This is a genomic window from Streptomyces morookaense (genome assembly GCF_013030945.1).
GTDB lineage: Bacteria > Actinomycetota > Actinomycetes > Streptomycetales > Streptomycetaceae > Streptomyces > Streptomyces morookaensis.
Window position 1 is genome coordinate 112,524 of record NZ_JABBXF010000039.1, and the last position, 12,239, is coordinate 124,762.

10 protein-coding genes and 2 pseudogenes are annotated in these 12,239 nt (G+C 71.8%); 9 read left to right on the forward strand and 3 right to left on the reverse strand.

The genetic code is table 11. The features are described from left to right. Positions 1-6: 6 nt before the first annotated feature. Positions 7-2,091, reverse strand: coding sequence for a glycosyltransferase (locus tag HG542_RS18425; RefSeq protein WP_171082790.1), 2,085 nt, complete (start codon positions 2,089-2,091; stop codon positions 7-9). 149 nt (positions 2,092-2,240) lie between these two features. Beyond that, positions 2,241-3,059, reverse strand: a complete 819-nt coding sequence (locus HG542_RS18430) for a hypothetical protein (RefSeq protein ID WP_171082792.1) — start codon at positions 3,057-3,059, stop codon at positions 2,241-2,243. 145 nt (positions 3,060-3,204) lie between these two features. Here HG542_RS18430 and HG542_RS18435 point away from each other — a divergent pair, with 145 nt between their 5' ends. The 6 genes and pseudogenes from HG542_RS18435 to glmM all read left to right on the forward strand — a co-directional run bounded on the left by HG542_RS18435 (position 3,205) and on the right by glmM (position 8,236). Next, the gene (locus tag HG542_RS18435; RefSeq protein WP_171082794.1) at positions 3,205-4,824 is read left to right on the forward strand and encodes an ABC-F family ATP-binding cassette domain-containing protein; all 1,620 of its coding nucleotides are present in this window, start codon (positions 3,205-3,207) and stop codon (positions 4,822-4,824) included. Positions 4,825-4,901: 77 nt separating this feature from the next. After that, positions 4,902-5,153, forward strand: a pseudogene (locus HG542_RS18440) (ABC transporter ATP-binding protein); the annotation flags it as partial. 77 nt (positions 5,154-5,230) lie between these two features. After that, a pseudogene (locus tag HG542_RS18445) lies at positions 5,231-5,482 on the forward strand (ABC transporter ATP-binding protein); the annotation flags it as partial. Between the two features lie 225 nt (positions 5,483-5,707). Beyond that, a complete protein-coding gene (gene rplM, locus HG542_RS18450) occupies positions 5,708-6,154 on the forward strand; it encodes a 50S ribosomal protein L13 (protein ID WP_171082795.1) in 447 nt (148 codons plus the stop codon). Between the two features lie 40 nt (positions 6,155-6,194). Beyond that, entirely contained in the window at positions 6,195-6,698 is a 504-nt protein-coding gene (gene rpsI / locus HG542_RS18455; protein ID WP_171082798.1) for a 30S ribosomal protein S9, read from the forward strand. A gap of 179 nt (positions 6,699-6,877) precedes the next feature. Continuing rightward, positions 6,878-8,236, forward strand: a complete 1,359-nt coding sequence (gene glmM, locus HG542_RS18460; protein ID WP_171082799.1) for a phosphoglucosamine mutase — start codon at positions 6,878-6,880, stop codon at positions 8,234-8,236. Positions 8,237-8,427: 191 nt separating this feature from the next. Here the strand turns inward: glmM and coaA are convergent, their stop codons facing one another. Beyond that, positions 8,428-9,417 carry a type I pantothenate kinase gene (gene coaA / locus HG542_RS18465; protein ID WP_171082801.1) on the reverse strand — a complete coding sequence of 330 codons (990 nt, stop codon included), beginning with the start codon at positions 9,415-9,417 and terminating at the stop codon, positions 8,428-8,430. Positions 9,418-9,625: 208 nt separating this feature from the next. Here coaA and HG542_RS18470 point away from each other — a divergent pair, with 208 nt between their 5' ends. The 3 genes from HG542_RS18470 to HG542_RS18480 are packed head-to-tail and all read left to right on the forward strand — an operon-like array spanning position 9,626 to position 12,144. Next, a complete protein-coding gene (locus HG542_RS18470; RefSeq protein ID WP_171082602.1) occupies positions 9,626-9,895 on the forward strand; it encodes a hypothetical protein in 270 nt (89 codons plus the stop codon). A gap of 24 nt (positions 9,896-9,919) precedes the next feature. Continuing rightward, positions 9,920-11,779 (forward strand): glutamine--fructose-6-phosphate transaminase (isomerizing), encoded by a 1,860-nt coding sequence (glmS, locus tag HG542_RS18475; RefSeq protein WP_171082802.1) that lies wholly within the window; start codon positions 9,920-9,922, stop codon positions 11,777-11,779. Beyond that, the gene (locus HG542_RS18480) at positions 11,776-12,144 is read left to right on the forward strand and encodes a holo-ACP synthase (RefSeq protein ID WP_171082804.1); all 369 of its coding nucleotides are present in this window, start codon (positions 11,776-11,778) and stop codon (positions 12,142-12,144) included. Before glmS ends, HG542_RS18480 begins: the two co-directional genes overlap by 4 nt. The last annotated feature ends 95 nt before the right edge of the window (positions 12,145-12,239 follow it).

Consider the following 12,239-nt stretch of genomic DNA (forward strand, 5'->3'; position numbering starts at 1 on the left):
GGGCCCTCACGGCAGGTTGACGGCCAGGTCGCTCGACATCGTGAAGTACGGGTGGACGCCCGCGATCGTCGGGTAGATGTCGGTCTTGTTGCGGTCGACGATGTCCCCGACGAGCCGGCCCAGCCTGACCGGCTCGGCCCCGGGGGCCGGCACCAGGGCCAGGTCCCAGGTCGTGCTCTCGTCGCCGCCGCGGGCGGCCTTCAGCCGCTCGTACGGGACGGTGACCCGGAATGCCGCCTTGCCGGTGGCCTCGGCGTCCACCGTGACCTCGGCCGCGCTGTCCGTGCGCGGGGTGCCGACGAGGACGGGCGTGCCGCCGTCGCCGAACTCGGCGCCGTGCAGGGTGCCTTCGACCGTGAACGCGTCCTCGCCGGTGCGGATGCTGCGCGCCTCGGCGTGGGCCGGGCGGTGCCAGGCGCGCAGCGCCAGGTAGCCGTCGACGGTCGGGTAGGGCACCCACCAGGTGAACGGGGCGTCGGGCAGCGGCTCCACCGTGAGGAGGCCCTTGCCCTCGGCGAGGTGGGAGACCACGCGGCGGCGGGCGCGGTCCTCCTCGCGCACGACGTGCAGGTCCCAACGGCCTTCGCCCAGGCGGAGCTTGCGCCGGTCCAGAACGGCCGTCCAGGGGCCGCCCCTGCCGCCCGCCGGCGGGGTGAGCGGCACGGCGACGGGCTTGCCCTCGCGGCGGCGGGTGACGGTGAGGGTGAGCTTGTCGCCGGAGACGCCGCTGCCGTCGACGGACACCCGGATGTTGCCGTCGGCGTCGACGCGGCAGGAGGCCACGGGGCGCAGCGGCTTGCGGACGACGATGTCCTTGAGGACCTTCTTCACCGGCTGCTTCGCCGGCTTGGCCACGGGCCGCCGGACGAGCTTGCCGACGGCGCGGCGCAGCAGTTTGCGCAGCGGGACGGACGTGCTGCCGGTCCCGGACGCGCCGGTGCGCTCGCCGCGGTCGCGGCGGAGGTCCTCGATGAGGGCGAGGTAGGCGTCCGCGATGCGTTCGGGGGAGTAGCGCTGGGCGGAGGCGCGGGCGGCCTCGCCCATGCGGCGGCGGAGGCCGTCGTCCTCGATGAGTTCGAGCAGGCCCTTGGCGACGGCGTCGCTGTCGCCGACGGGGACGAGGAGGCCGTCCTCGCCGTGGGTGATGATCTCGCCGGGGCCGTGCGGGCAGTCGGTGGCGACGACGGGGACGCCGCAGTGCATGGCCTCCACGATCGTCATGCCGAAGGACTCCTCGCGGGAGGTCACGGCGGCGATGGAGCCCTTGGCCCACTCGGTCTCGATGGGGGAGTGGGCGCCCATGAGCGTGACCGACTCGTTGAGTCCGAGGCGGTCGATCTGCGCGCGCAGCTTGGCCTGTTCGGGGCCGCGGCCGTAGAGGCGCAGCTTCCAGTCGGGGTGCGCGGCGGCGACGGTGGCCCAGGCCTTGACGAGCAGGTCGTAGCGCTTGACGGGGATGAGCCTGCCGGCGGCGACGACGAGCTTGGCGTCGGGGTCGGCCTGTTCGACCTCGGAGGCGGGTACGCCGTTGGGCAGGCAGACGATCTTCGTCTTGGCGTCGGGGAAGTGCTCCCGGTGGGTGGCCGCGTCGGCCTCGGAGACGGTGGTGTGCGCGTCCAGGTGCGGGATGGAGGCGTCCTGGTAGGCGCGGATGGCCGGCTCGTGGGTGCCGTAGATCCGGTGCTCCTGGCCGATGCGCAGGTAGCGGCCGGTGCCGAACTCGGCGAGGTACATCACCAGTCCGGGGCGGGTGGCGATGACGACGTCGGCGTCGGTGCGGGCCAGGTGCTCGGCGACGCGCTGGTCGGTGAGGGCGCTGAAGTGCGCGCCCTTGGCCTCGACCGGGGGGATGTACGCGCTCTCCTGCGCGAGCAGCTCGTGGTCGCGGTCGGCGCCCTCGTCCGGGCGCTGGTCGATGAGGTTGACCAGTCTGACCTTGGGGTGGAGGGCGAGCCTCGGCGTCTTCCCGCTTCTGATGACCGAGACGATCTCCACGTCGTGGCGCTCCGCGAGAGCGCTCGCGACGTTGAACGTCGAGCGGATGGTGCCGCCGATGCCGTACGCGTTCTGCAAAAGGAAAGAGATCTTCATGGCGGTGTGTCCGCGGCGCGCTGCAGGCGCTGCGTCCGTCCTTCCCCCTGGCCCGGGTGTCGAGGTCTCCCCACCGTCGGTTAAGACCGTTGAGAGGGATTTGGGTTGCCCGGGCAGCCTACATTGTGGCTTGGGTCACGTTGCAAGGATCAGTGCCCGGGCGTCTTCGAGCGCACCGACGCCGCGGCCTGTTCGCTGCCCCGCGCGAGGATGCGGCGGAAGACGTAGCCGCCTGCGTCGCGGCCCGCGGCGAGGGCCTTGGTGTCGTCGGCGGGGACGGCGGCGCCGTTCGTGTAGCCCGCGACGGTGAAGTACGCGTACCGCCCTTCCGTGTTCGCGGAGTTGCGGCACGTGGTCCCGCGGCAGAAGGCGGTGCCGTCGTCGCCGGGCAGCGGGGTGATGTTGCCCGTGTACTGGTCCTTGGCCTTGTCGGCGGCGGCCTTGGTGTCGAAGACGGCCACGCCGACCGTCACGGCGACGCCGTCGCGCACGTAGGTGGCCCGCAGCACCTGGCGGCAGCCGTTGTCCTGCAGGACCTGGCCCAGGCCGCCCTCGGCGGCGTCGGTGCAGTCGGCGGCGGTGTCGGTGGCGGTCCGCCGGTAGGCGGCGCCGGGGCTCATCACCGGCTGGGCCTGCGGGAAGAAGCTCTGTGTGGTGAGCGGCGCCTTGTCCTTGTCGGCGCTGGATATGAACTCCCGCGGGTCCGGCGGCGACGGCGGCGCGACCGGGGCGAAGGTCGGCTCGGGGGAGGCGGAGGCGCTGGGCAGCCTGCCGCTCGTCGTGTCGGCCTTGTCGTTCTTCCCCGTCATGACCACGGCGGTGGCCACGATGGCGGCCACGGCGCCCGCGCCGAGCACGCCGCCGCCGACGATCAGCAGCTTGCGGCGCCGGCTGCGTGCGGCCGTGGCGTCGGCGAGCTGCGCCCAGTCCGGGGTGCCGGCCGAGGGCGGCGGCTGGTGCGGGGGCATGGGGGACGGTGGCGGTGGCGGTCCCCACTGCGGAGTCGCCGGTCCGGAGCCGCCTTCGGGCCCGTACGGCCCCCCCTGCCCAAAACTCATGTCCGGCATCGTAAACCGCTTGGACACGGGCCGGTCGGCCGAGAGAATGCGGCACATGGGACATGTGGAGGCGGCGCATCTCGAGTACGGCCTACCGGACGGCAGGGCGTTGCTCGGCGACGTCTCCTTCCGGGTCGGGGAGGGCGCCTCGGTCGCCCTGGTCGGGGCCAACGGTGCGGGCAAGACGACCCTGCTGCGGCTGGTCTCCGGGGAGCTGCAGCCGCACGGCGGCACGGTCACGGTGAGCGGCGGGCTGGGCGTGATGCCGCAGTTCGTCGGGTCCGTGCGGGACGAGCGCACCGTGCGGGACCTGCTGGTCTCCGTGGCGCCGGCGCGCATCCGCGCCGCGGCCGGGGCGGTGGACCGGGCCGAGCACGCGATCATGACGGTCGACGACGAGGCCGCGCAGATGGCGTACGCCCAGGCGCTCGCCGACTGGGCCGAGGCGCGCGGCTACGAGGCCGAGACCGTGTGGGACATGTGCACCATGGCCGCGCTGGGTGTCCCGTACGAGAAGGCGCAGTGGCGCCAGGTGCGCACGCTGTCCGGCGGCGAGCAGAAGCGGCTGGTGCTGGAGTCGCTGCTGCGCGGCCCGGAGGAGGTGCTGCTGCTGGACGAGCCGGACAACTATCTGGACGTCCCCGGCAAGCGCTGGCTGGAGGAGCGGCTGCGGGAGACGCGGAAGACGGTGCTCTTCGTGTCCCACGACCGTGAGCTGCTCGCCCGTGCCGCCGAGAAGATCATCAGCGTCGAGCCGGGCCCTGCCGGGAGCGACGTCTGGGTGCACGGCGGCGGCTTCGCCACGTACCACCAGGCGCGCAAGGAGCGCTTCGCCCGCTTCGAGGAGCTGCGGCGGCGCTGGGACGAGAAGCACGCCCAGCTGAAGAAGCTGGTGATCAGCCTGCGCGAGGCGGCCGCCATCAGCCATGAGATGGCCTCCCGCTATGCGGCGGCCCAGACCAGGCTGCGGAAGTTCGAGGAGGCGGGTCCGCCGCCGGAGCCGCCGCGCGAGCAGGACATCCGGATGCGGCTGCGCGGCGGCCGTACCGGGGTACGGGCCGTGACCTGCGAAAAGCTGGAGCTCACGGGCCTGATGCAGCCGTTCGACCTGGAGGTCTTCTACGGGGAGCGGGTGGCCGTCCTGGGCTCGAACGGCTCGGGGAAGTCGCACTTCCTCCGCCTCCTGGCGGGGGAGGACGTGGCGCACAGCGGGATGTGGAAGCTGGGCGCCCGCGTGGTCCCCGGCCACTTCGCCCAGACCCACGCCCACCCCGAGCTCCTCGGCCGCACGCTCGTCGACATCCTGTGGACGGAACACGCCAAGGACCGCGGGGGCGCGATGTCGGCGCTGCGCCGCTACGAACTGGAGCGCCAGGGCGACCAGCACTTCGACCGCCTGTCGGGCGGCCAGCAGGCGCGCTTCCAGATCCTGCTGCTGGAGCTGGCGGGGACCACGGCGCTGTTGCTGGACGAGCCGACGGACAACCTGGACCTGGAGAGCGCGGAGGCTCTGCAGGAGGGCCTGGAGGCCTATGAGGGCACGGTCCTGGCGGTGACGCACGACCGTTGGTTCGCGCGGGCCTTCGACCGGTTCCTGGTCTTCGGTGCGGACGGTCGCGTGCGGGAGGTGCCGGAGCCGGTGTGGGACGAGGGCCGGGTGGCCAGGAAGCGGTGAGGACGTCCGGCCGGGCCTTGCGGGGGCGGTCGTGTGGTCGGCCGGGGGTCCGGGGGTCGTCCCCCGGGATGTGCAGTCAGATCCTGCTGCTGGAGCTGGCGGGGACCACGGCGCTGTTGCTGGACGAGCCGACGGACAACCTGGACCTGGAGAGCGCGGAGGCTCTGCAGGAGGGCCTGGAGGCCTATGAGGGCACGGTCCTGGCGGTGACGCACGACCGTTGGTTCGCGCGGGCCTTCGACCGGTTCCTGGTCTTCGGTGCGGACGGTCGCGTGCGGGAGGTGCCGGAGCCGGTGTGGGACGAGGGCCGGGTGGCCAGGAAGCGGTGAGGACGTCCGGCCGGGCCTTGCGGGGGCGGTCGTGTGGTCGGCCGGGGGTCCGGGGGTCGTCCCCCGGGATGTGCAGTCAGATCCTGCTGCTGGAGCTGGCGGGGACCACGGCGCTGTTGCTGGACGAGCCGACGGACAACCTGGACCTGGAGAGCGCGGAGGCTCTGCAGGAGGGCCTGGAGGCCTATGAGGGCACGGTCCTGGCGGTGACGCACGACCGTTGGTTCGCGCGGGCCTTCGACCGGTTCCTGGTCTTCGGTGAGAATGGGGTCGTGCGTGAGGTCTCCGAGCCGGTGTGGGAAGAGGGCCGGGTCGTACGCAAGCGATAAGGTGCGCCGCCGCGTTTTGACCCTGCCGGGCGGCGGCAGGTACCCTGTGGGTTCGTTATGCGTATTGGCTTGGTCGTTCTCACGCGAGGGGCCCTTACGCTTGTCCGTCGGGCTGGTTGCCGGCGGCCTGCACGCGGGTTGCGTCCCCGTGGTGCGGCCACTGCCGTGTGACTTGTCCTGTGCGGACCGTGTCAGGACCCACTCAACTGAGAAAAGGCTACGACCGTGCGTACGTTCAGCCCCAAGCCCGGCGATGTGACGCGCCAGTGGCACATCATTGACGCGCAGGACGTCGTCCTGGGCCGTCTCGCCTCCACGGCTGCCTCCCTGCTGCGTGGCAAGCACAAGCCCGTGTATGCCCCGCACATGGACATGGGTGACTTCGTCGTCATCATCAACGCCGACAAGGTTCACCTGTCCGGCAACAAGAAGACCCAGAAGATGGCCTACCGCCACTCTGGCTTCCCGGGTGGTCTGCGCTCCGTCCGTTACGACGAGCTGCTCGACAAGAACCCGGAGAAGGCCGTCGAGAAGGCCGTCAAGGGCATGCTGCCGAAGAACTCCCTCGGCCGTCAGATGCTCTCGAAGCTGAAGGTCTACTCGGGCGACCAGCACCCGCACGCCGCCCAGCAGCCCGTCCCGTTCGAGATCACCCAGGTCAAGCAGGGCTGAGTCCCGGCCACCGCCGAACCAGAAAGTCTGAGGAGAATCAGTGGCTGAGACCACCGCCGAGATGCCGGTCGAGGGCGTCGAGGAGTACACCACGGAGACCGAGGTCGTCGAGTCGGAGTACACCTCCGAGTCCCTCGCCTCCCGCTTCGGCGAGCCCCAGCCGGCCGCCGGCCTGGGCCGTCGCAAGAACGCCATCGCCCGTGTCCGGATCGTTCCGGGCACCGGCAAGTGGAAGATCAACGGCCGCACCCTTGAGGACTACTTCCCCAACAAGGTGCACCAGCAGGAAGTCAACGAGCCCTTCAAGGTGCTCGAGCTCGACGACCGCTACGACGTCATCGCCCGCATCGCGGGTGGCGGCGTGTCCGGCCAGGCCGGCGCCCTGCGCCTCGGTGTGGCCCGCGCCCTCAACGAGGCCGACATCGACAACAACCGCGGCCCGCTGAAGAAGGCCGGCTTCCTCTCGCGTGACGACCGTGCGGTCGAGCGCAAGAAGGCCGGTCTGAAGAAGGCCCGCAAGGCTCCGCAGTACAGCAAGCGCTAAACCGCGGCTTCGCTGCACTGCCCGAACGCCCCGGCGGCACGAAATGTGCCGCCGGGGCGTTCGGCCATTGGCGGCCCGGGGCGTATACCTGGAGGAAACGCCCTGGCCCCGGGCTCGACACCTTCACGTTCGGGGGTCCGCGCACGGACCCCGCACTCCAGTGTTTTCGGAGGACACCAGTGGGACGACTCTTCGGTACGGACGGTGTGCGCGGTGTCGCCAACGCCGATCTGACGGCGGAGCTCGCGCTCGGCCTGTCGGTCGCGGCGGCGCATGTGCTCGCCGAGGCGGGTACCTTCGAGGGCCATCGCCCGGTGGCGGTGGTCGGCCGTGATCCGCGTGCGTCCGGGGAGTTCCTGGAGGCCGCCGTGGTGGCGGGACTGGCCAGTGCGGGCGTGGACGTCCTGCGGGTGGGCGTGCTGCCCACGCCCGCGGTCGCCTACCTCACCGGGGCCCTCGGCGCCGACCTCGGCGTGATGCTCTCCGCCAGCCACAACGCGATGCCCGACAACGGCATCAAGTTCTTCGCCCGCGGCGGCCACAAGCTCGCCGACGAGCTCGAGGACCGCATCGAGCAGACCTACCGGGCCCACGCCTCCGGCGAGCCCTGGGACCGGCCCACCGGCGCCGGTGTCGGCCGGGTCCGCGACTACGACCAGGGCTTCGACAACTACGTCGCCCACCTGATCGGCGTCCTCCCGAACCGCCTCGACGGGCTCAAGGTCGTCATCGACGGCGCCCACGGTGCCGCGGCCCGGGTCTCGCCCGAGGCGTTCGCACGGGCCGGCGCCGAGGTCGTCACCATCGGCACCGAGCCGGACGGCCTCAACATCAACCACGAGTGCGGCTCCACGCACCTGGCCAAGCTGCGCGCCGCCGTCGTCGAGCACGGCGCCGACCTGGGTGTGGCGCACGACGGCGACGCCGACCGCTGCCTGGCCGTGGACGCCAAGGGCGACGAGGTCGACGGCGACCAGATCCTGGCCGTCCTGGGCCTCGCCATGCGCGACGCCGGGTCGCTGCGCAAGAACACGATCGTCGCGACGGTCATGTCGAACCTGGGCTTCAAGCTGGCCATGGAGCGCGAGGGCATCGACCTCGTCCAGACCGCGGTCGGCGACCGCTACGTCCTGGAGGAGATGAAGGCGAACGGCTTCGCCCTCGGCGGCGAGCAGTCCGGCCACGTCATCGTCCTGGACCACGCGACGACCGGCGACGGCACGCTGACCGGCCTGATGCTGGCGGCCCGCGTCGCCGCCACGGGCCGTTCGCTCGCGGAGCTGGCGGGCGTGATGGAGCGGCTGCCGCAGGTGCTCGTCAACGTGCGCGACGTCGACAAGTCGCGGGTCGCCACCTCGGAGGAGCTGGCGGAGGCCGTGAAGACGGCGGAGCTGGAGCTCGGCGCGACCGGGCGGGTGCTGCTGCGGTCGTCCGGCACGGAGCCGCTGGTGCGCGTCATGGTCGAGGCCGCCGACATCGAGCAGGCGCGCGCCATCGCGCAGCGGTTGGCCGATGTGGTGAAGTCCGCGCTGGGCTAGCCAGAGCTTGTCCGGCGCCCCGAAGGGGCGCGGGGAACTGCGCGATCAGCCACGACGTGTCCGCAGCCGAGGTCCCCGGGGCTGCGCCCCGGACCCCTGGGGCGGTGCTTCGGCTGCGGGCCGGTGGGGGCTGGTCGCGCAGTTCCTCCCCCAGCTACCGCTGGGGGTACCCCCAGCGCCCCTTCGGGGCGCTACAGCTTGCGCAGCGAAAGCCGCTGCACCTTGTGGTCCGGCCCCTTGCGCAGGATCAGGTTCGAACGGCCCCGCGTCGGGGCGACGTTCTCCAGGAGGTTGGGCTTGTTGATGGTCCGCCAGTTCCGGCGCGCGTAGTCCAGCGCCTCCTCCTCCGACACCTCCGTGTAGCGCCGGAAGTACGAGTCCGGGTCCTGGAACGCCGTGGCCCGCAGCTTCCTGAAGCGGTGGTAGTACCACTGCTCGATGTCCTCGGCCCGCGCGTCCACGTACACGCTGAAGTCGAAGAAGTCGGCGAGCCCGACCCTGGTCCGGCCGTCCTTGCCGGGCTGGGCCGGCTGGAGGACGTTGAGGCCCTCGACGATCAGGATGTCGGGGCGCTGCACGGTCAGCCGCTCGCCCGGCACGATGTCGTAGGTCAGGTGCGAGTAGACCGGCGCCGAGACCTCCTCCTTGCCGGCCTTCACGTCCGCGACGAACCGTGTCAGCGCCCGCCGGTCGTAGGACTCCGGGAAGCCCTTCCTGGACATCAGGCCGCGCGCCTGCAGCTCGGCGTTGGGCAGCAGGAAGCCGTCCGTGGTGACCCGTTCCACCCGCGGGTGCTCGGGCCAGCGGGCGAGGAGGGCGCGCAGCAGCCGGGCCGTGGTCGACTTGCCGACCGCCACGCTGCCGGCGACCCCGATGACGAAGGGCGTGCCGCGCTGGGCCCCCTTCTCGCCGAGGAAGGTGTTGAGCGCGCCGCGCAGCTGTCCGGTGGCGCCCACGTAGAGGTTGAGCAGCCGGGAGAGCGGCAGGTAGATGTCGCGGACCTCGTCGAGGTCGATGACGTCGCCGAGTCCCTGCAGCGCCTCGACCTCGGCGGCGGTGAGCGGCAGCGGCGTGTTCTCGCGCAGCGCGCTCCACTCGGCCCGGGTGAGGTCGACGAAGGGCGAGGAGTCCGCACGCCGTCGCTGGGGTGAGGGCTGCGGCTGCTCTGTGGTGGTCGGCACGGCCCCCATTCTGCGGGGGCCACGGGCGGTGATCACCTCGGGGGTGTGTGGCGCCGGCGACACCGGGGCCGTGTGTGGTGCCGGTGGGTGAAGTTCGGCCGGGAGCCTGTACTTACTCGCGGGTCAGGAATACGTTCCCGTCCTGCTGTGCCGTCTGTGCAGCCTGTTCCGTCGTCCGGTCCGGTTCCGCACCCCGCGCGAGGCTCCCGTGTTCGTTCTCCGTCTCGTACACCGCCATCTGCGCTACTCGGTCCGGCGTGCGTTCCGCCGCTCCGGGCGTGGCACCGTGGCCGCCCGTGAGGTATTCGCCGACCGGGTGCGCGGCGAGCTCTCCGCCGAGCTGCCGGAGGAGGACCTGGGGCAGGAGCTCGGCGACTGTCTGGACCGGTATGTGCTGGGCAGCAAGCCGCGCTGCGAGGAGGTCGAGTACCTGGAGCTGGTCCAGGAGGCCATCTACAGGATCGAGCGCGGACGTTGAGGCGGGAGCCGTACGCTGCACTCCATGTGCGGAATCGTTGGGTATGTGGGAGGGCAGTGCGCCCTCGACGTCGTCCTCGCCGGGCTGCGGCGGCTGGAGTACCGCGGCTATGACTCGGCCGGTGTGGCAGTGCCGGCCGACGGCGGGCTCGCGGCCGCGAAGAAGGCCGGCAAGCTCGCCAATCTGGAGAAGGAGCTCGCCGCCCGCCCGCTGCCGTCAGGGCCCACCGGCATCGGCCACACGCGCTGGGCCACGCACGGCGCGCCCAACGATGCCAACGCCCACCCCCACCTGGACAATCCGGGCCGGGTCGCGGTCGTCCACAACGGCATCATCGAGAACTTCGCCGCGCTGCGCGCCGAGCTCGCCGAGCGCGGTCATGTGCTGGTCTCGGAGACGGACACCGAGGTCGTCTCCCATCTGCTCTCGGAGGCCTTCTCCTCCTGCGGCGACCTGGCCGAGGCCATGCGGCAGGTGTGCCGCCGCCTGGAGGGCGCGTTCACGCTGGTCGCGGTGCACGCGGACGACCCGGACGTGGTGGTGGGCGCCCGCCGCAACTCCCCGCTGGTGGTGGGCGTGGGGGACGGAGAGGCCTTCCTGGCCTCGGACGTCGCGGCCTTCATCGCCCACACCCGGGAAGCGATCGAGCTCGGCCAGGACCAGGTGGTCGAGCTCCGCCGGGACAGCCTGGACGTGACGGTGACGGTCACCACCTTCGAGGGCAAGGACGCGGAGGTCCGGCCGTACCACGTCGACTGGGACGCCTCGGCCGCGGAGAAGGGCGGCTACGACTACTTCATGCTCAAGGAGATCGCCGAGCAGCCGAAGGCCGTCGCGGACACGCTGCTGGGCCGGATCGACGCGGCCGGGTCGCTGTCGCTGGACGAGGTGCGGATCCCCGGCCCGGTGCTGCGGGAGGTCGACAAGGTCGTGATCGTGGCATGCGGCACGGCGTACCACGCCGGGCTGATCGCCAAGTACGCGATCGAGCACTGGACGCGCATCCCGTGCGAGACGGAGCTGGCGAGCGAGTTCCGTTACCGCGATCCGATTCTCGACCAGCGGACGCTGGTGATCGCCATCTCGCAGTCCGGCGAGACGATGGACACGCTGATGGCGCTGCGGCACGCGCGCGAGCAGGGTGCGAAGGTGCTGGCGATCTGCAACACGAACGGCTCGACGATTCCGCGGGAATCGGATGCCGTGCTGTACACGCACGCCGGCCCGGAGGTGGCCGTCGCCTCGACGAAGGCGTTCCTGACGCAACTGGTGGCCTGCTACCTGGTGGCGCTGTATCTGGGGCAGGTGCGCGGCACCAAGTGGGGTGACGAAGTCCGGTCCGTGGTACGGGAGTTGTCGGACATCGCCACACAGGTGGACGAGGTCCTGGAGACGATGGAGCCGGTGCGCGAACTGGCGCGCTCGCTGGCGGACAAGGGGACCGTGCTGTTCCTGGGCCGGCACGTCGGCTATCCGGTCGCCCTGGAGGGCGCACTGAAACTGAAGGAGCTGGCGTATATGCACGCCGAGGGCTTCGCGGCGGGCGAGCTGAAGCACGGTCCGATCGCGCTGATCGAGGAGGACCTGCCGGTGGTGGTCGTGGTGCCGTCGCCGCGCGGCCGGTCGGTCCTGCACGACAAGATCGTCTCCAACATCCAGGAGATCCGGGCCCGCGGCGCCCGCACCATCGTGATCGCGGAGCGCGGCGACGAGGCGGTGCGCCCGTACGCGGACCACCTGATCGAGATCCCGGCGACCCCGGTGCTGCTGCAGCCGCTCGTCGCGACCGTCCCGCTCCAGGTCTTCGCCTGCGAGCTCGCGACGGCCCGCGGCAACGAGGTGGACCAGCCGCGCAACCTGGCGAAGTCGGTGACGGTCGAATGATCGTCGGAGTCGGTATCGACGTGGCAGAGATCGAGCGCTTCGGCGCGGCGCTGGAGCGCACCCCCGGCATGGCGGAGCGCCTGTTCGTGGAGCGCGAGCTGTACCTGCCGAGCGGCGAACGCCGGGGCACCGCCTCGCTCGCGGTCCGCTTCGCGGCCAAGGAGGCCCTGGCCAAGGCCCTGGGCGCCCCGGCGGGCCTGCTGTGGACGGACGCGGAGGTGGTGGCGGAGGACAGCGGCCGACCGCGTCTGGTCGTCACCGGCACGGTGGCGGCACGGGCGGAGGCGCTGGGGGTGACGTCGTGGCATGTGTCGCTGAGCCACGACGCGGGGGTTGCTTCTGCGGTGGTGATTGCGGAGAAGTGAGGGGCGGGGCGCGGGCGGGGGCACCCCCGCCCCCCCCCCGGTTCCGGTGACTGCCCGGCGGGGCCGGCGTGGGCCGGGTGCCGTCAGTGGGGGAG

What these genes read in the sequence shown, in the direction of transcription:
- HG542_RS18480 (WP_171082804.1), top strand. Translation starts at nt 11,776, where the DNA reads ATGATCGTCGGAGTCGGTATCGACGTGGCAGAGATCGAGCGCTTCGGC.
- glmS (WP_171082802.1), top strand. Translation starts at nt 9,920, where the DNA reads ATGTGCGGAATCGTTGGGTATGTGGGAGGGCAGTGCGCCCTCGACGTC.
- HG542_RS18425 (WP_171082790.1), bottom strand. Translation starts at nt 2,091, where the DNA reads ATGAAGATCTCTTTCCTTTTGCAGAACGCGTACGGCATCGGCGGCACC.
- HG542_RS18430 (WP_171082792.1), bottom strand. Translation starts at nt 3,059, where the DNA reads ATGCCCCCGCACCAGCCGCCGCCCTCGGCCGGCACCCCGGACTGGGCG.
- HG542_RS18435 (WP_171082794.1), top strand. Translation starts at nt 3,205, where the DNA reads ATGGGACATGTGGAGGCGGCGCATCTCGAGTACGGCCTACCGGACGGC.